General features: G+C 63.5%; 19 protein-coding genes. 15 read left to right on the top strand and 4 right to left on the bottom strand.

All coding sequences use genetic code 11. The annotated features are described in order from the left end of the window. The first annotated feature begins 9 nt into the window (after positions 1–9). From mltB to WOB96_RS06610, 10 genes are all read left to right on the top strand, one after another. Positions 10–1,170, top strand: a complete 1,161-nt coding sequence (mltB, locus tag WOB96_RS06655) for a lytic murein transglycosylase B (protein WP_341370503.1) — start codon at positions 10–12, stop codon at positions 1,168–1,170. Positions 1,171–1,185: 15 nt separating this feature from the next. Further along, positions 1,186–2,046 (top strand): septal ring lytic transglycosylase RlpA family protein, encoded by an 861-nt coding sequence (locus WOB96_RS06650; RefSeq protein ID WP_341370502.1) that lies wholly within the window; start codon positions 1,186–1,188, stop codon positions 2,044–2,046. Positions 2,047–2,096: 50 nt separating this feature from the next. Then, positions 2,097–3,269: a D-alanyl-D-alanine carboxypeptidase family protein gene (locus WOB96_RS06645; protein WP_341370501.1), complete on the top strand. Its 1,173-nt coding sequence runs from the start codon at positions 2,097–2,099 to the stop codon at positions 3,267–3,269. A gap of 31 nt (positions 3,270–3,300) precedes the next feature. Further along, positions 3,301–4,194 (top strand): D-amino acid aminotransferase, encoded by an 894-nt coding sequence (locus WOB96_RS06640; RefSeq protein WP_341370500.1) that lies wholly within the window; start codon positions 3,301–3,303, stop codon positions 4,192–4,194. Further along, entirely contained in the window at positions 4,191–4,496 is a 306-nt protein-coding gene (locus WOB96_RS06635; protein WP_341370499.1) for a YbeD family protein, read from the top strand. The genes WOB96_RS06640 and WOB96_RS06635 overlap by 4 nt, the downstream gene beginning before the upstream one ends. 19 nt (positions 4,497–4,515) lie before the next feature. Continuing rightward, complete coding sequence (lipB, locus tag WOB96_RS06630) at positions 4,516–5,208, top strand: lipoyl(octanoyl) transferase LipB (protein WP_341370498.1); 693 nt, start codon at positions 4,516–4,518, stop codon at positions 5,206–5,208. 1 nt (position 5,209) lies between these two features. After that, on the top strand, positions 5,210–6,163 hold the full coding sequence (lipA, locus tag WOB96_RS06625; protein WP_341370497.1) for a lipoyl synthase: 954 nt from the start codon (positions 5,210–5,212) through the stop codon (positions 6,161–6,163). Positions 6,164–6,264: 101 nt separating this feature from the next. After that, positions 6,265–7,059, top strand: a complete 795-nt coding sequence (locus tag WOB96_RS06620; RefSeq protein ID WP_341370496.1) for a YdcF family protein — start codon at positions 6,265–6,267, stop codon at positions 7,057–7,059. A gap of 1 nt (position 7,060) precedes the next feature. After that, positions 7,061–7,228 (top strand): DUF1016 N-terminal domain-containing protein, encoded by a 168-nt coding sequence (locus tag WOB96_RS06615; protein WP_341370495.1) that lies wholly within the window; start codon positions 7,061–7,063, stop codon positions 7,226–7,228. Then, complete coding sequence (locus WOB96_RS06610) at positions 7,162–7,620, top strand: DUF1016 N-terminal domain-containing protein (RefSeq protein WP_341370562.1); 459 nt, start codon at positions 7,162–7,164, stop codon at positions 7,618–7,620. The genes WOB96_RS06615 and WOB96_RS06610 overlap by 67 nt, the downstream gene beginning before the upstream one ends. Positions 7,621–7,696: 76 nt before the next feature. Here the strand turns inward: WOB96_RS06610 and WOB96_RS06605 are convergent, their stop codons facing one another. The 4 genes from WOB96_RS06605 to WOB96_RS06590 are packed head-to-tail and all read right to left on the bottom strand — an operon-like array spanning position 7,697 to position 10,977. Then, complete coding sequence (locus tag WOB96_RS06605) at positions 7,697–8,860, bottom strand: phospholipase A (protein ID WP_341370494.1); 1,164 nt, start codon at positions 8,858–8,860, stop codon at positions 7,697–7,699. Then, complete coding sequence (locus WOB96_RS06600) at positions 8,857–9,297, bottom strand: hypothetical protein (RefSeq protein WP_341370493.1); 441 nt, start codon at positions 9,295–9,297, stop codon at positions 8,857–8,859. Before WOB96_RS06600 ends, WOB96_RS06605 begins: the two co-directional genes overlap by 4 nt. Further along, on the bottom strand, positions 9,287–9,961 hold the full coding sequence (murU, locus tag WOB96_RS06595) for an N-acetylmuramate alpha-1-phosphate uridylyltransferase MurU (protein ID WP_341370492.1): 675 nt from the start codon (positions 9,959–9,961) through the stop codon (positions 9,287–9,289). The genes WOB96_RS06600 and murU overlap by 11 nt, the downstream gene beginning before the upstream one ends. Continuing rightward, positions 9,949–10,977, bottom strand: coding sequence for an aminoglycoside phosphotransferase family protein (locus WOB96_RS06590; RefSeq protein WP_341370491.1), 1,029 nt, complete (start codon positions 10,975–10,977; stop codon positions 9,949–9,951). Before WOB96_RS06590 ends, murU begins: the two co-directional genes overlap by 13 nt. Before the next feature lie 88 nt (positions 10,978–11,065). Between WOB96_RS06590 and WOB96_RS06585 the strand changes: the two genes are divergently transcribed. The 5 genes from WOB96_RS06585 to rsmA are packed head-to-tail and all read left to right on the top strand — an operon-like array spanning position 11,066 to position 16,664. Beyond that, positions 11,066–13,174 carry an LPS-assembly protein LptD gene (locus WOB96_RS06585; RefSeq protein WP_341370490.1) on the top strand — a complete coding sequence of 703 codons (2,109 nt, stop codon included), beginning with the start codon at positions 11,066–11,068 and terminating at the stop codon, positions 13,172–13,174. Next, positions 13,174–14,622, top strand: coding sequence for a peptidylprolyl isomerase (locus WOB96_RS06580; RefSeq protein ID WP_341370489.1), 1,449 nt, complete (start codon positions 13,174–13,176; stop codon positions 14,620–14,622). The genes WOB96_RS06585 and WOB96_RS06580 overlap by 1 nt, the downstream gene beginning before the upstream one ends. After that, positions 14,612–14,881, top strand: a complete 270-nt coding sequence (locus WOB96_RS06575) for an RNA-binding S4 domain-containing protein (protein WP_341370488.1) — start codon at positions 14,612–14,614, stop codon at positions 14,879–14,881. The genes WOB96_RS06580 and WOB96_RS06575 overlap by 11 nt, the downstream gene beginning before the upstream one ends. Further along, entirely contained in the window at positions 14,881–15,876 is a 996-nt protein-coding gene (pdxA, locus tag WOB96_RS06570; protein WP_341370487.1) for a 4-hydroxythreonine-4-phosphate dehydrogenase PdxA, read from the top strand. Before WOB96_RS06575 ends, pdxA begins: the two co-directional genes overlap by 1 nt. Beyond that, positions 15,873–16,664, top strand: a complete 792-nt coding sequence (rsmA, locus tag WOB96_RS06565) for a 16S rRNA (adenine(1518)-N(6)/adenine(1519)-N(6))-dimethyltransferase RsmA (RefSeq protein ID WP_341370486.1) — start codon at positions 15,873–15,875, stop codon at positions 16,662–16,664. Before pdxA ends, rsmA begins: the two co-directional genes overlap by 4 nt. Positions 16,665–16,698: the final 34 nt, after the last annotated feature.

Genomic DNA, 16,698 nt, shown 5'->3' with positions numbered 1-16,698 from the left:
GAGTTTGCTGTGAATTCAAAATCCCTTGCATTCCTGACCCTGATCCTGAGCCTTGGCGGATGCGCCAGCGCACCGACCGAGACGAGTTCCGCCGCATCCGGCACCGTCCTGGCCAAGATTCCAGCCAATCCCGGGGCACCGACGGCCACCGGCAAGTCCGCGCCGGCTCAGGGTTCCGCCTCCTTGCAGCTTGCCTCCGCCGCCAGCGGGCCGGATCTGAGCCTGAACCAGCAATCCGCGGTCGAGCTCTTCATCAATGATCTGGTGAGCAAGCAGGGCTTTGCCGCCGACGAACTCGAACCCCTGTTCGAGGGCTTCACGCCGGATCAGAAGATCCTGAGCACCATGACCAAGCCCGCCGAGGGCATGCCCTGGTACCGCTATCGCAAGATCTTCATCACCCCCAAGCGCATCGAAGCCGGCCGGGAATTCTGGCACAAGCATCAGAACGTGCTCGCCCAGGTCAGCAAGGAGTATCAGGTGGAGGAAGAGGTCATCCTGAGTATTCTCGGGATCGAGACCTTCTACGGCAGGAACATGGGTACCTATCCGGTGTTCCAGGCCAATGCCACGCTGTTTCTCGGCTTTCCGCGGCGCTCGGACTTCTTCCGCGGCCAACTCGCCGATTTCCTGGTGCTGAGCCGCGAGGAGGGTCTGGACCCCATGCGTACCAAGGGCTCCTACGCTGGTGCCATGGGCATGCCGCAGTTCATCAGCAGCAGCTATCAGCACTATGCCGTGGATGCCGATGGAGACGGCCGACGCGACCTCTGGCACTCCATCCCGGATATCGCAGGGTCGGTGGCCAACTATTTTCGCCAGCACGACTGGCATGCCGGCGAGCCGGTTGCCGTGCCCGCGCGTTTGACCGCGGACGCCGATCCCGGTAAATTCCTGTCCAATGACCTCCGTCCCCGTTACACCTTGAACGATCTGGCCAGTGCCGGGATCTACCCGGAAACCGACCTGAATGGCAGCGCTGCGGCGAATCTGCCGGTATCCCTGCTGGAGCTCGAAGGCGAGGACGGCCCGCAATATTTTGTGACTTTTCACAACTTCTACGTGATCACCCGCTACAACCGCAGCCCACTCTATGCCATGGCGGCGCTGGAAATGATGCAGCGGTTGCGGAGCCCCGATGAAGCGGTTGTGGAGAGTCCGCCAGGATGAGCGCGGAGGAACCGGATGACTTTCCTGCCGGAACGCAAGGAACCATGTAAGCTGCTGTTGCTGACACTCCTGCTACTGTTGGGACTGCCGCATTCACGAACGGCCCAGGCGGATTCGCCTGGGCTGGAAACCCGGCTGGAGAAGGTCTCCAAGACAGCCTCCTCCAAACTCAAGAAGTTTTCCCGAGCAGCGGCCTATTATGCGGAAGGGATCGCCTCCTACTATGGCAAGGCCTTCCACGGACGCAAGACGGCCTCTGGAGATGTATTCAACATGCATGCCCTGACTGCGGCGCACAAGACCCTGCCCCTGAACTCGCTGGTGCGGGTAACCAATCTGGATAATGGCCTGTCCGTGATCGTGCGGATCACAGATCGCGGCCCCTATCACGGCAACCGGCTGATCGATCTGTCCTATGGCGCCGCCAAGAAGCTTGGCATGGTCCGCAAGGGTACGGCCAAGGTGGAGCTGACGCGCATCCGGCCGGATGATCTGCCACAGAAAGCCCCGACAGTCTCGCCCTTGACGCCGGTAATGGCTTCCCTGCAAGGTTCCGCGGCCCCCCAGCTCTATGTCGGCATTGCCGAATTCGGCAGTCAAGCCGCTGCGGACCACTTTGCTGCTGAACTGCGCCAGGCGGGCATCATGCCAGTGGCTGCCAAGGAAACCCAGGGGGGCTTCTATCCGCGCTTCCAAGTCCGCCTCGGCCCGCTGGATACCATTTCCGAAGCGGCCCACTGGAAGGCCCGGCTCAATGAGCAGGGCATGGCGGATGCCGAAATCATCGAGGAAAATACCGGGCCTGCTCTGCAGGTGGGTGATATGCCCACGGCACCCCACCCAAGCCGTCTTGAAGCATTGCTGAGAAATTCCTGAATTTACAAGTTGTTGATCCCCTACAAATATGCGTGGTGAAAAGGTCGTTTATGCGCTCTCGTGATGCCCTGTTTGCAGTCCTGTACCAGTTCCGCCTGCTGATCCTGATGCTCTTTCTGGCACCCGGGCTTGCCCAGGCAGTCCCCAGCCCCGTCCTGCCCATTCCTGCAGCCCCCGACATTGGGGCCCGCTCTTATCTGCTGATGGACTACGTTTCCGGCCAGATCATTGCTTCCCGCGCGCCCAATGAACGCATGGAACCGGCCAGCCTCACCAAGCTGATGAGCGACTATGTGGTCTTCAACGAGCTCAAGAAAGGTCGGCTCAAGCTCGACGAGTACGTCACCGTGAGCACGCATGCCTGGCGCACGGGCGGCTCGCGCATGTTCATCGAGCCCAACAAGCCAGTGAAGGTGGTGGACCTGATCCAGGGCATGAACGTGGTATCCGGCAATGATGCCACCGTGGCCCTGGCCGAGCGCATAGCCGGAAGCGAGTCGGCCTTTGCCGACCTGATGAATGCCTATGCCCGCATGCTTGGCATGCGCAACACGCACTTCACCAATCCGACCGGCCTGCCGGATCCGAACCATTACACCACGGCCTACGACCTGTCCCTCCTGGCGCGGGCGATCATTCGAGACTTCCCGCAGTATTATCGCTGGTACTCGCAGAAGTCCTTTACCTACAACAACATTACCCAGCCGAACCGTAACCTGCTGCTCGACTGGGACCCTACCGTGGATGGCATGAAGACCGGCTTCACGGACAAGGCCCAATACTGCCTGGTGGCCACGGCCAAGCGTACCGATATGCGCCTGATCTCGGTGGTGCTGGGCACGGATAGCCCCAAGGCGCGCGCCCAGCAGGCCCAGTCCCTGCTCAACTACGGCTTCCGCTTCTACGAAAGCCGCAAGCTCTACAGCGCCAACCAGCCGGTCACCAAGGTCAAGGTCTGGAAGGGCAGTAGTGACGAGGTGAAGATCGGCGCGGCGCATGACTACTATGTGCTGGTTCCGCGTGGCCGTGGGCAGATCTCCGCCAGCGTCCAGCTCAACCCGCAGGTGATTGCCCCGGTGAAAAAGCATCAGCAGCTCGGTACCATCATCGTCCGCAACGGTGACAAGGTTCTGGCGCGGATTCCGGCCGTGGCCATGCATGGTGTCAGTGAAGGCGGCCTGATCGCCCGGACCATCGACACCGTTCGTCTGCGCTTTCAGTAAGCCCTGAGCCGCGCCATTCAGGAGAACCGGCATGAACTTCTTTGATGATGCTCTGGACGATCAGTTGATCGTCCACCTCAACGGGGAGTTCCTGCCGCTGCCCGCGGCGCGCATCTCGCCCCTGGACCGTGGCTTCGTGTTTGCTGATGGCGTCTATGAGGTCATTCCGGCCTATGGTGGGCGCCTGCTGCGGCTGCAGGAGCACTTGCAACGGCTGGACAACAGCCTGTCCGGCATCCGCATGGACAATCCCCTGCCACACCATGCCTGGCAGGAGATGCTGATGGAATTGCTGCGCCGTAACGGTAATGGCGACCAGAGCGTATATCTGCAAGTCACCCGTGGCCCGGCCTTTCCCCGCGAACACGCCTTTCCGGCGCATCCCCGCCCGACGGTCTTTGCCATGTGCACGCCCATTCGCGAGAGTGATCCCGCGCTGCGGGAAGCCGGGGTGCCGGTCATCTCGCATCCCGATATCCGCTGGGACCGCTGCGACCTGAAGACCGTCTCGCTGTTGCCGGCCGTACTCATGAAGCAACTGGCCAAGGACCGGGGTGCCTTTGAAACCTTGCTGATCCGTCAGGGTCTGGTATTGGAGGGAGCCGCGAGCAATGTCTTTGCCGTGCTCGATGGTGTCCTGACGACGCCACCCAAGGGGCCCTTCCTGTTGCCCGGTATCACCCGCGATCTGGTGCTGGAGCTGGCGGCCGAGCACGGCTTTCCGGCGCAGGAAAGGGATATTCCGCTGGAACGGTTGCTGTCAGCGGATGAGGTGTGGATCACCAGTTCCACGCGTGCCATCGTGCCGGTCACCAGGGTGGATGAGCAATCCATCGCCAGCGGCCGGCCCGGCCCGGTGTTCGCGCAGTTCCATGACTGGTATCAGGCACGGCTGGCGGCGCTACGCACAGGAGAGAAGCAATGAGTGAGGATTCCAGACAGTCACAGGGAACACCCGTGGGACCCGATGGCGAGAGCCTGCTCAAATTTCCCGATACCTTTCACATCAAGGCCATGGGCAAGAATGAGCCGCACTTGCTGGACCATATCCAGGGGATCATCGCGCGTCACGCCCAGGGGCTGCCCGAGGATGCCTTCCAGTGCCGTGAAAGCCGGGATGGCAACTACCTGTCGGTGACCTGCAGCTTCATGGCCCAGAGCCGGGAACAGCTCGATGCGATCTATAAGGATCTGAGCGCCGACGAAAAGGTCATCATTGCGCTCTGAGGTCCTGCCTGCCGAGGTCATGACGACTTGCCCCGGGGAACCGGGGCCAGCCATGCAGGTGCGCCTGTTCCCCGGTCTGCAGGACTATGCCACCGTGCAGGCAGCCATGCAGGCCTTCACCAGTGCCCGCATGTCGGACAGCAGCGATGAGATCTGGGTGCTGCAACACGCGCCGGTCTATACCCTGGGTCTCAACGGCAAGGCGGAGCACATCTTGAATCCGGGCGGTATTCCCGTTTGCAACAGTGATCGCGGCGGCCAGGTGACCTATCACGGCCCCGGCCAGTGGGTGTTCTATCTGCTGCTGGATCTGCGCCGGCGCCAGATCGGCGTGCGCGAGCTGGTGGACAGGATGGAGCAGGCGGTGATCGATCTGCTGGCCGCATCCGGGGTGGCGGCCGGGCGGCACGAGGGCGCGCCTGGCGTCTATGTACAAGGCGCCAAGCTCGCATCCCTCGGGCTTCGCATCCGCAGGGGATGCAGCTATCATGGCCTCGCCCTGAACACGGCCATGGACCTTTCCCCCTTCGCCGGCATCAATCCCTGCGGCTACCAGAACCTGCCGGTGACTCAATTGGCCGATCTGCTGCCGGATCTCGATCCACAGGAAATTCCGGCGCGGTTTCTGGCGCAACTCGGGGCAGGGCTGCCGGGTATCCCGCTTGGGCAGGCACTCACCGATCCAGCCGGCTTTTTCGGCGCAAAGAGTTGATATGAACGACAAGACAGTAGAGCGCCCCGACGGCAAGGCCGGGCGCGGCGCGGCCAAGACAGCGCGCAATCCCATCCCCATCGTGCCCGTCACTACCCGGCTGCCCAAGCCGCAGTGGCTGCGCGTGCGCTCCACCAATGACCCGGAAGTCGGGCGGCTCAAGGCCGTGCTGCGCGAGGCCGGACTGCACACGGTCTGCGAAGAGGCCTCCTGCCCCAATATCGGCGAGTGCTTTGGTTCCGGGACTGCCACCTTCATGATCCTCGGCGACATCTGCACCCGCCGCTGCCCATTCTGCGACGTCGCCCACGGCCGCCCGCAGGCCCCGGACGCCGATGAACCGGTCCACCTTGCCGAAACCCTTGCCAAGATGGGCCTGCGTTTCGCCGTCATCACCTCGGTGGATCGCGATGACCTGCGCGATGGTGGGGCAGGCCACTTTCGGGCGGTAATCGAGGCGGTACGCCAGCGCAACCCTGGTACCGGCATCGAGATCCTGGTGCCGGACTTTCGCGGGCGCATGGACAAGGCGCTGGACATCCTCGTGCAGTCGCCGCCCGATGTCTTCAATCACAATCTCGAAACCGTGCCGCGCCTCTACAAGCTGGCGCGCCCCGGTGCGGACTATGCTCATAGCCTCAAGCTGCTGGCGGCCTTCAAGGCGCGTTGTCCCAATGTGCCGACCAAGTCCGGCCTGATGCTCGGTATTGGCGAAACGCTGGATGAGATCCGGGCCGTCATGCGCGACCTGCGGGCACATGGCTGTGACCTGCTGACGCTAGGGCAGTACCTCGCTCCCTCCGGGCATCACCTGCCGGTCGCCCGCTACGTGACGCCCGAGGAGTTCGCTATACTCAAGGCAGAAGGTGAGGCCATGGGCTTTCAGAATGTGGCCAGCGGCCCGCTGGTGCGTTCTTCCTATCACGCCGAGGCCCAGGCCAGACAACACGGATAAAAGTGCCTGGTTGCTGAAACCACTCCGGAGGGTGCCGCTCGCCCGGAACGGCTGGCGCATCTTCGCTTCGCTTTCTTATCAATGAAGGGGATTCAAGCGCGATGAGCTATGCCGCCCTGCTGACCACGGCAGCCGCCTTTCTCCAGCCACCAGGCATCCTGCTGGTGCTGGGTGGCGCGGCCATTGCCCTGGCCCTGCTCGGCTTGCGCTATTCCGCGGCTTTCATGGTGCTGCTGGTCATACTCGGGCTCTATGCACTGTCCATCGGGCCGGTGGCGCGTGCCCTGGTCTATCCCCTGGAAGATAAATATCCCCCTCTGCGAGCCCAGAAGCTGAGCGGCCCGCCGCCGCAGGCCATCGTGGTGCTCGCCGGGGGCACGGTGGGCAATGCGCCCGATGCCGGCAAAACCGTGCTCAGCGCGCGTACCTATGCCCGGGTGCGTGCTGCGGCGATGCTGGCGCGCGAGACCCGGCTGCCGGTGGTGGTGACCGGTGGGCGGCCGCGCTGGGGCGATCCCGCCGAAGCGGTCCTGATGGCCCAGGCATTGCGGGAAGACTTTCAGATCGACAATCCGATCTGGATCGAGGACAAGTCCTTCAATACCGCCCAGAATGCCAGCTTCAGCTTGGCTCTGCTGCGCCGGCAAGACATCCGCCGGATCTATCTCGTCACCTCGGCACTGCACATGCCGCGCGCCATGGAGTGGTTCCAGCATGTGGAATTCCAGGTCGTGCCGGTTCCCACGGACTATCGGCTGGATCGGGGCACGCGCCAGACCTGGGCGCGCTGGTTGCCGCGGGCACTCTATCTGGGTGTCAGCAGCGAGGCCGTGCACGAATATGTCGGGCAGGGCTGGAAATGGTTCCGGACCCAGGCGGCCGACCCGGAGATCTAATGTGCCAGACTCAACCAGCCTGCTGGGCGATATCCGGCAACTGATCGAAGCCAGCCGCGCCGCCCTTGCCACCACCGTCAACAGCGCCCTGACCCTGCTGTACTGGCAGGTCGGCCAGCGCATCCGCAACGAAGTGCTGCAAGGCGAACGGGGGAATACGGCGAGCTGATCGTCTCCACGCTGGCCAGGCAACTGGAAGCCGACTACGGGCGTGGCTTCTCCAGCAAAAACCTGCGCCACATGCTGCGCTTTGCCGAGGTCTATCCCGACCAGGACATTGTCTACGCAGTGAGTAGACAATTGGCATGGAGTCATTTTCTGGAGCTGATCTACCTGAAAGACCCGCTGCAGCGCGACTTCTACACGCAGATGTGCAGCCAGGAACGCTGGAGCGTGCGGCGCTTGCGTGAGCGCAAAAACATCTTGCTGTTCGAGCGCACAGCCCTATCCCGCCAGCCCGAAGAACTGCTCGCCACGGAACTCGCAAACTTGCGCCAGAGCGGGGAAGTGACGCCACCACTGGCTTGTGAAAAAGCTGCAGACAATGCACCGGGAGCATGACGGACAAGCAAGACGGTGGCTGGTCTTGGTGGCCTGGGAATAGTGGCGCCCGATCTCTGCTTCCAGCAGAGACTCCCTAGTACCAATCCATCAGGGAAATGCCTAAACCCAGGTAAGTGGCACGGTGATTGTAATCGATCAGGCTCTCGCCATAGCCATCGAACACCTGTACATATCCTCGCAGCTTGTTGTGGATCGGGAAGGCCCAATCAAGCTGCAATGCACCATGCGAGTGGGCGCCGCCGCGCAGTGAGTGGCGTGCCAGCAGCGAGAATTCATGGTCGCCATGCTTATGCACCAGCAGGATGTCACCGCGCCCCATGTAGTCTTCGATGCCGGGATTGTCATCGGTATTGCCACCGTCGGTGATTCGCACCCAGGGGCGCAAGGTCAGCGCCCAATCGTCACGATCCAGGCCGACATTGAAGGTCAGGCGGTTCCAGCTACGTGACAGGGGGTCGGCGCGGCCGTTGGATTGGTGATTGAAGCCGAGCCCCAGCATCCGTCCGTTCCAGTCGAGCAGGTTGTAGTGGCTGCGGAACACCAGCAGGACTTCCGGCTCGTAATCGGTCTCGCGAAAAGGGCGCGACTGATCCCCATTGTAGACTTGCCATCTCGAACTCTGGGTGTAGCCAAGCCAGAGATCGCCATTGCTGCCAACCAGGTTTTCCAGCATCTTGGTCTTGAAGCTGAGCTGGAATTTGGCTTCCAGGTTGTCCAGCGGCAGCGCCGAGTAGACCGTATTGTCCGGATTGGGAGATTGGGGCCGGGTATTTGGGTTGCTGCTCCAGAACACCGGCAAGAGATAGATCGGCTTGTAGGCGCGAAAACTGAAAGTGCCCAGTTTCGAGTCCTTGGCCAGTTCCCAGCGGCTGTCGAGCAGCGATCCCTTGCCGGCATTGGCAATGGCTTCGCCGGCGCGGTCCTTGGGCTGGGTGGCAAACAGATCGCTGGACGTCTGACTTTTCGGCTCGCCTGCGGGCGGGTTGGCGGACTGGGCATGCTTGGCGATCCTGGCAAAGTCGGCCTGTCTGTCAGCATCGGCGACTGCGGGCGCCTGCCGCCCTACAGCGGCGTCATAGCAGGCCAACCTGTCCGCGTCGTTCTCCACTGCGGCGCAGGCGTCGATGGTGGCGGGTTTCGGCGCCGTCTGCGCCAAGGCTGTCGTCACTGGCAGCAGACCATACACCAGCAGAAAACCCAGGCTCAGACACGGCTTCTGATAGTCTCCAGCATTCAATTTTCATCCTCCTCTTGATACTGGCTGTCGAGCAGGGCGGCAAGCTGGCTGTCGCGGGGGATGAGGGTCTGATCGATGGCCTTGCGCAGGGCGCGCAGGGCGTTCTGAAAGATTTCGAGATCCGCGCCGCCTTCGAGCGCCGTCGCGCTTTCTTCGAGCTTGCTCAGGGAGTCCAGCAGGTTGAGGCTCGAGCCCAGGGCATTCTTGATCTGCTCGCGCGGGTGCGGGATCCAGCCGCGGTCATTGCAGACCGATCGCAGCTTCTCGCCCAGGTCCAGCACGCGCTTGCGCAGCTTTGGCAATAGGCCGATCTGGCTGCTCTTGAGATCCCCCCAGACGGCGAGATCCTGCAAGTGCAGCCACTGGGTGTGAATGCCGGCCTGCCAGTCGGCGGGCGGGTTGACGAGCTGGTTGACGGCTTGTGCATCAAAGGGCATGGAGTCGCTCCGCTTGTCGTTGGGCGCGGGCCAGGCGCTCGGGGGTGCCGACGTCGATCCAGCAGCCGGTAAAGCATTCGCCACTGACCTCTCCAGCGGCAATGGCCACTTTCAGCAAGGGGGCCAGCGGCCGGCGGCCGGGCGGCAGGTCGTGAAACAGCCTGGGGTCATAGACGCCGATGCCGGCATAGGTCAGGCGCTCGCCTTCCAGTGCGACCTGGCCGCTGGCATCCAGGGCGAAGTCACCGTTGGGGTGATGGTCGGGGTTGGGGATCAGCACCAGGTGCATTAGCCCTTTCAGTGGCTGGCGCAGGGTTTCAAAGGGAAAATCGGTGTACACGTCGCCATTGACCAGCAGAAAGGGCGCATCGCCCAGCAGATGCAGGGCATGGCGGATGCCGCCGGCGGTCTCCAGCGCACCTTCGGGCTCGGGGCTGTAGTGGATGCGCAGGCCATAGCGGCTGCCGTCGCCGAGTGCGGCCGGTAGCTGCTCGCCGAGATGCGCGAGATTGATGACGACATCCTCGATGCCCGCAGACCGCAGGCGTCGCAGGTGGTGTCCGATCAGGGGCTCGGGGCCGACCGGCAGCAGGGGCTTGGGGGTATGGTCGGTGAGGGGTCGCATGCGCTCCCCGCGCCCGGCGGCAAGGATCATGGCACGCATGCAATGTTCTCCGGTTGCGGCAGGCTCGCCAGCCAGTCGCTGAATGCGGCGAGTTCGGGGTCCTGGCGTGCGGCTTCAAGCACGTAATGCCAGAAGCGCGGGATCATCTCGATATAGCCCTGTTTGTCATCGCGATAGCGCAGCCGGGCGAAGATGCCGACGATCTTGAGGTTGCGCTGCAGACCCATGCGCCCGAGCCATTGCCGGAACTGCACGTCACTGCCCACCGGCAGGCCGGCCGCGCGCGCCAGCGAGAGATAGTCCTGGATGCGGGCGTTGAGCCAGTCCGTCGGCCAGTCCCAGTAGCGATCCTGCAGCAGGGAGACCAGATCATAACTGATGGGGCCGAGCACGGCGTCCTGGAAGTCCAGAATGCCGACCTCGCCGTCGGCCAGGCACATCAGGTTGCGGGCATGATAATCTCGATGCACCCAGACCTGCGGCTGCGCCAGGGCATTGTCGATCAGCTTGCCGAAGGCCTCATCGAGCAGGGCGCGTTCGCCAGCGTTCAATTCGCGCCCGAGATGGCGCTGCAGATACCAGTCCGGGAAGAGCTCGAGCTCGGTTTTAAGGCGCGCAGCGTCGAAGGGCGGCAGGGGCGGGCTGGCGTGATACGCGCGCCCGCCCGCCTGCATGCGCACGATGGCCTCGATGGCGGTCTGATACCAGGGGGTGGGGTCCGTGCCGAGATCGATGGCGCCTTTGAGGTCCAGGCTGCCGAAATCCTCCAGCAGCAGGAATCCCTGGGCCGTGTCGGCGGCGAGAATCCCGGGAGCGCGCAGACCGATCTCGCGCAAGCGGTGCGCCATGCGGATGAAGGGCAGGGTGTCTTCCACTGCCGGTGGCGCATCCATGACGATGCGCGGCGGGTTCAACAGGCGCCAGTAATGCCGCAGGCTGGCGTCGCCGGGGATGGCCTGTAGCTGGGCCGGGTCGAGCCCCAGCGAGCCGATCCAGTGACGCAGGGCCGCCGGGCGGCCTGTGGCGTCATCGGCCTTGAATCGAGCAGCAGCCAATCTCTTCTCCTTGCCCGCATGTCGGGTTTGCGTGTTCTGGTTGATTGTGCGATTTTAACGCGACTTCAAATGGATGCCAGTATTGGACATGTCTCTGCCTTCCCGCCTTTTTGCTGCCCTGCTGGGCGCGCTTGCCATCCAGGCCCATGCGGCCGATGAATCGGTGGTGCTCTATGCCGAGCAGATCAGCGGCGCGGATCCCGCGCACTGGTCGGCCCAGGGCAATGTCGAGGTCCATTACCAAGGCCGCACCCTGTATGCCGACCAGGTCGATTATGATCGCAATGACAATCAAATCGTGGCGCGCGGAAATGTCAAGCTGGTGGCACCTGGCCTGATCACCGAAGCGCCCGAGGCACGGGTCTGGGTGGATCAGGACCGGGGTATCGTGCTATCGCCGCGTTATCAACTGGCCGATCGCCAGGCGCAGGGCAAGGCCGAAAAGGCCGAGCAGCTCGGGCCGGGGGAATACCGCCTTACCGAGGGCGACTATAGCAGTTGCCCGGGACCAAATCCGGCCTGGCGCATTCAGGCGCGCAACATTCTCTTGGATCAGAAGAAGGAAAAGATCACGGTGCGGAGCGGGCGGCTGGAGTTCTTTTCGCTGCCTGTCGCCTATCTGCCCATCCTGAGCTTTCCCACCTCAGATCGGGCCACGGGTTTCCTGGCGCCGAGCTTTGGTAGTTCCGACATCAATGGCGCCATCGTTTCCGCGCCTTTCTACTGGAACATCGCCCCCAACCAGGATGCGACCATCACCCCGCGTTTGCTGAGCCAGCGCGGGGTGCAACTGCAGACCGAGTATCGATATCTCGGCGAGACATCCAGTGGGGTTGGGCATCTGGATGTGCTACCTGGTGACAAGCTGACCGGGGAAACGGTCTATGCCGGTGACCTGCGCCACCAGAAGCAGTATGGCAAAGGTGTCAGCACCGCGCTGGATCTCCATTATGTCAGCTATCCCAACTACCTGTCGGATTTCGGTGGCGTAACTTCCGGCAATTTGCCTTTAGGTAACCTTCCCTATCTGGCCTCCAGTGCGCGACTGGATTATGTCGGTGACAAGGTGACGGCTGGCGTGGCCCTGCGCGGCTACCAGGAACTGGCGCAGTCCAGCATCAACCCCTATCAGCAGTTGCCGCAAGCCTTCGTGCAGGGATACTGGCCCCTGGAGAAGGGATTCTATGGCCGGATTTACAGTGACTTCAACTACTTCCTGCGCAGCGAGGGCGTCATCGGCCAGCGTTTCCACAATGTGCCCCGTTTCGGCTGGCGGGTCGAGCGGCCCTACGGCAGCTTCGGTGCCGAGCTCGGCGCCTATGCCACCCATTATCAATTGCAGCGTACGGATTCAGGGCTGGATCATAATGTGGATCGGGTTCTGCCGCTTGCCAGTCTGCGTGGTGGCCTGGTGTTCGAGCGTGACCTGGGTCGGCGTCTGACCCAGACCATCGAGCCTGAATTCCGCTATACCTATATTCCAGCGCGCGACCAGAGCGACATTCCGCTGTTTGACACCGATGTCCGGCAACTGAGTTATCCCATCCTCTTCGCGGACAATCTGTATGCCGGCGCGGACCGCATCAATGCGGCCAACCGTGTGACCCTGGGTCTGAGCAGCAGCATCCTCAACCCGAATGGGCGCGAGCTGCTGCGTGCCGCGGTCGGCCAGATCCGCAACTTCGATGACCGGCAGGTCGACCTCGCGGGCCAGGTGGTGGATGATCGCGAGCAGTCGGACTATTTCGCCCTGCTGCGCTGGCAGCCACGTCAGGATCTGCGGCTTTTCAGTGAAGCCCAGTATGATCCCAAAGCGAGCCGTATGTCCCGTTACAATCTCGGTGCCCAGTACCAGCCCGGCGCCCGGCGCGTGCTGAATCTGAGTTACCGGTACTCGCGGGATCTGGTGGATCAGGTCGTGCTTTCCGGACAGATGCCGCTGGGCCGCCGCTGGGAAGCGCTGGCCAGCTATCGCTACAGCCTGCGCGATGACAGCGCCCTGGAGCAATTGCTGGGCCTGGGCTATGATGGTGGCTGCTGGGCCACCCGGCTGATGGTTTACGATCAGATCCGGCTGGGTGGCGAGAAAAACAGCGCGATCTTTTTCCAGATTTTACTGCGCGGCCTGACGAATCTGGGCAATCAACCGACCGGCGTGCTGACGCAGATGGTGCCGGGCGCGCAAATGGAGTTTTAATGATGCTGAAAGCTTCAAGGCAGCATGGCCTGCAAATCGGTCTGGCGCTGCTGCTGGGCTGTCTGGCCGCCCAGACCGGCCTGGCTGCGGATGATTTCGTGGACCGCAACACGCGGATTGCCCCTGCCCCGGGCAGCCAGCCGGTGGCACCCGCCGAAGCGGCGCCGACGCAAGCTGCTCCGGCCATCCAGGGTTTGCAGGCACCCGTCGAGCCCCTGGATCGCGTGGAGGCCGTGGTCAATACCGATATCATCACTGCCTCCGAGCTCAACGAGCGGGTGGCGGCCATCGCTGCAAGCCTGAGTGCCGAGGGGGCCGATCGTCTGCCGCCCGAAAACGTCCTGCGTCGCCAGGTGCTGGATCGCATGATCCTGGACCGCATCCAGTTGCAACTGGCCGAGCGCAGTGGCATCCGCGTGGATGATGCGTCCATTGACCAGGCCATCCAGAACATCGCCCGCCAGAACAATCTCAGTGTCGAGCAGTTCCGCGAGGAACTGGGCCGGGAAGGCAGGGATTATGCCCGCTTCCGCCAGGAGATCCGCGACCGCATCGCCCTGGCGCGGCTGGCGCAGCGCGAAGTGGAGAGCCGCGTCACGGTGACCGCGGATGAGGAAAACACCCTGGTCAAACAGGCTGGTGCCCAGTGGGGCAACAGCTATGACCTGCAGCACCTGTTCATCGCCCTGCCCGACAACGCCAGTCCAGCCCAGGTCAGCCAGGCCCAGTCCAAGGCCGAGGCTCTGCGGGCGCGCCTGGAGCGCGGCGAGGATTTCGCGAAACTGGCGCTGGCCGAGGGGGATGGCCAGGATGCGCTGCAGGGGGGGCGGCTCGGCGAGAAACGGGCCGGCGAGCTGCCGCCGGAGTTCGTGCGGGTCTTCAATACCATGCAGGCGGGGCAGATCAGTCCGGTGCTGCGCACCCCGATCGGCTTTCACATCTTCAAGCTGCTCGACAAGAAAGAAGGCAAGCCCACGGTTCCCGAGATGGCGGCCCGCCATATCCTGATCCAGGCCAAGACTCCGGAAGAGTTTGCCGAGGCGGAAAGGAAGATCGGCCAGATACAGCGCCAGCTCCTGCAGGGCAGGGACTTTGCAACGCTGGCCCGGGAATACAGTCAGGATCCGGGTTCGGCCAGCAAGGGCGGGGATCTTGGCTGGGTACGTCCGGGCGTCATGGTGCCAAGCTTCGAGCAGGCCCTGTTTGCCCTCAAGCCCGGAGAAATCAGCGGGCCGGTGCGCAGCACTTACGGCATTCACCTGATCCAGGCCATTGCCCAGCGTCAACAGGAAGTGCCGGAAAAGGACATCCGCCAGGCCGCACGTAGTCAGCTGCAGAACCGCAAGACCCAGGAGCGCATGGAGCAGTGGCTGCGGGAGATCCGGGCCGAATCCTACGTGAAGATCCTCGATCCCGCCCTGCAGGGCGGGGCGGCCGATGCGGCTTGATCTCTTCCTCAAGGCAACACGCCTGATCAAGCGCCGCACCCTGGCCAAGGAGGTCTGCGATGCCGGCTGCGCGACCATCAATGGCCGGCCTGCCAAGGCAGGCGACAGCGTCAAGCCGGGAGACAGCATCGTGCTCGACCTCGCCCGCCGCCGGGTGGAAGCGCGGGTGCTGGCCCTGCCACCCAAGCAGCCTGGCAAGACTGACATGAGCGCCTACCTGGACATTCTCAAGGTCGAGGAAAAGGAACGGGACTTCTGATGCCGCCGCGTCTGGCCCTGAGCATGGGTGAGCCGGCCGGCATCGGCCCGGATATCACGCTGGCACTGGCTGCCGGGGATCTGCCCGCAGCCCTGCTGGTCATTGGCGACATTGACTGTCTGCGTGCCCGCGCCAGCTTGCTTGGTCTGTCGGTTGATCTGCGGGAATGGCAGCCGGGCATGGCCTTGGCGGCGCACCAAGCTGATACGCTCTGGGTGCGCCACCTGCCGCTTGCTGTGCCCTGCGAGCCGGGGCGTCTCGATCCGGCCAATGCCCCTGCGGTGCTGGGCTGGCTCGACGAGGCCATGGACCTGATACGCCAGGGCGAGATGGACGCCCTGGTCACGGCCCCGGTGCAGAAATCGGTCATCAACGAGGCCGGCATTCCCTTTACCGGCCACACCGAGTATCTCGCCGAGCGCACCGGCACGCCCAAGGTCGTCATGCTGCTGACCGGGCGCGGGCTGCGGGTGGCGCTGGCGACCACCCACCTGCCGCTGTCCGAAGTCGCGGGCGCCCTGTCCATGGCTGAACTGCAGCAGGTGCTGCGCATACTCAACACCTCCCTGCAGCGGGATTTCGGCATTCCAGTGCCGCGCATCCTGGTGGCCGGCCTCAATCCCCATGCCGGCGAAAGTGGACATCTGGGGCGTGAGGAAATCACGCTGATCCGCCCGGCGCTGGACGCCCTGCGCGCGGAGGGCCTGCAACTGACCGGGCCCTTGCCTGCCGATACCCTGTTCACGCCGCGTTATCTCGATCAGCATGATGCTGTACTGGCCATGTATCACGATCAGGGCCTGCCGGTACTGAAATATCATGCCTTTGGCGAGGCGGTGAACGTCACGCTCGGCCTGCCGCTGGTGCGTACCAGCGTCGATCATGGCACGGCGCTGGATCTCGCCGGCACGGGGCGGGCCGAGGCGGGCAGCCTGCTGGCCGCCATCGAGCTTGCCATCGACATGGTGGCGCACCGGCGGGCAGCCACTCCATGAGCACGCACCGTCCGCGCAAGCGCTTCGGCCAGCATTTCCTCGCCAGTCCCGGCGTCATCCACAAAATCGTCGAGGTGATCCGCCCCCGGCGCTCAGACCCGATGCTCGAGATCGGCCCAGGCCAGGGGGCCCTGACCCGAGCCCTGTTGCCGCATCTGGATGTCCTGCAGGTGGTGGAACTGGACCGCGATCTGATTCCGGGGCTGGTGGCGTTGCGCGATGCCAGTGCCAGCAGGCTGGAGATCCACGCAGGCGACGCCCTGGCCTTTGATTACGCGGGATTGGCGCGGACCCTGGATCAACCCCTGCGGGTGGTGGGCAATCTGCCCTACAACATCTCCACGCCCCTGATCTTTCATCTGCTGGATGCCGGCGCGTGGATCCGCGACATGCACTTCATGCTGCAAAAGGAAGTGGTCGATCGCCTGGCGGCCCGCCCCGGCGGCCGGGATTACGGGCGGCTGTCGGTGATGGTGCAGGTGGCCTGCGAGGTCCACAGCCTGTTTGAGGTGCCGCCCGGCGCCTTCAATCCGCCGCCGAAGGTGGATTCCGCGGTGGTGCGGCTGGTGCGCCGCGAGACGCCGCTGGTGCCGGCCGGCCTGCAGAACGAATTCGCAAGACTGGTGAGTGCCGCCTTCGCCAGCCGCCGCAAGACCCTGTCCAACAACCTCAAGGGCCTGCTGGATGCCGCAGCCATCAAACAATGCGGGGTGGACCCCGGCGCCCGCGCCGAGACCCTGGATGTCGAAGCATTCGTGCGCCTGGCGCAGCGGTTTCACCCCGACTGAAGCCACTGTGCCGGTGCCGGTGGAATTGTGAAAT

The organism is Thermithiobacillus plumbiphilus, from assembly GCF_038070005.1.
Lineage (GTDB): Bacteria > Pseudomonadota > Gammaproteobacteria > Acidithiobacillales > Thermithiobacillaceae > JBBPCO01.
The sequence above is the reverse complement of the archived record's forward strand: the minus strand, read 5'-3'. Positions and strand labels throughout refer to the sequence as shown.

Bases quoted from the DNA above. Each gene is read 5' to 3' on its own strand.
- rsmA (WP_341370486.1), top strand. From the start codon at position 15,873: ATGAGCACGCACCGTCCGCGCAAGCGCTTCGGCCAGCATTTCCTCGCC.
- WOB96_RS06575 (WP_341370488.1), top strand. From the start codon at position 14,612: ATGCGGCTTGATCTCTTCCTCAAGGCAACACGCCTGATCAAGCGCCGC.
- murU (WP_341370492.1), bottom strand. From the start codon at position 9,961: ATGCGTGCCATGATCCTTGCCGCCGGGCGCGGGGAGCGCATGCGACCC.
- WOB96_RS06645 (WP_341370501.1), top strand. From the start codon at position 2,097: ATGCGCTCTCGTGATGCCCTGTTTGCAGTCCTGTACCAGTTCCGCCTG.
- WOB96_RS06640 (WP_341370500.1), top strand. From the start codon at position 3,301: ATGAACTTCTTTGATGATGCTCTGGACGATCAGTTGATCGTCCACCTC.
- pdxA (WP_341370487.1), top strand. From the start codon at position 14,881: ATGCCGCCGCGTCTGGCCCTGAGCATGGGTGAGCCGGCCGGCATCGGC.
- lipA (WP_341370497.1), top strand. From the start codon at position 5,210: ATGAACGACAAGACAGTAGAGCGCCCCGACGGCAAGGCCGGGCGCGGC.
- WOB96_RS06650 (WP_341370502.1), top strand. From the start codon at position 1,186: ATGACTTTCCTGCCGGAACGCAAGGAACCATGTAAGCTGCTGTTGCTG.
- lipB (WP_341370498.1), top strand. From the start codon at position 4,516: ATGACGACTTGCCCCGGGGAACCGGGGCCAGCCATGCAGGTGCGCCTG.
- WOB96_RS06635 (WP_341370499.1), top strand. From the start codon at position 4,191: ATGAGTGAGGATTCCAGACAGTCACAGGGAACACCCGTGGGACCCGAT.
- WOB96_RS06585 (WP_341370490.1), top strand. From the start codon at position 11,066: ATGTCTCTGCCTTCCCGCCTTTTTGCTGCCCTGCTGGGCGCGCTTGCC.
- WOB96_RS06580 (WP_341370489.1), top strand. From the start codon at position 13,174: ATGATGCTGAAAGCTTCAAGGCAGCATGGCCTGCAAATCGGTCTGGCG.
- WOB96_RS06600 (WP_341370493.1), bottom strand. From the start codon at position 9,297: ATGCCCTTTGATGCACAAGCCGTCAACCAGCTCGTCAACCCGCCCGCC.
- WOB96_RS06620 (WP_341370496.1), top strand. From the start codon at position 6,265: ATGAGCTATGCCGCCCTGCTGACCACGGCAGCCGCCTTTCTCCAGCCA.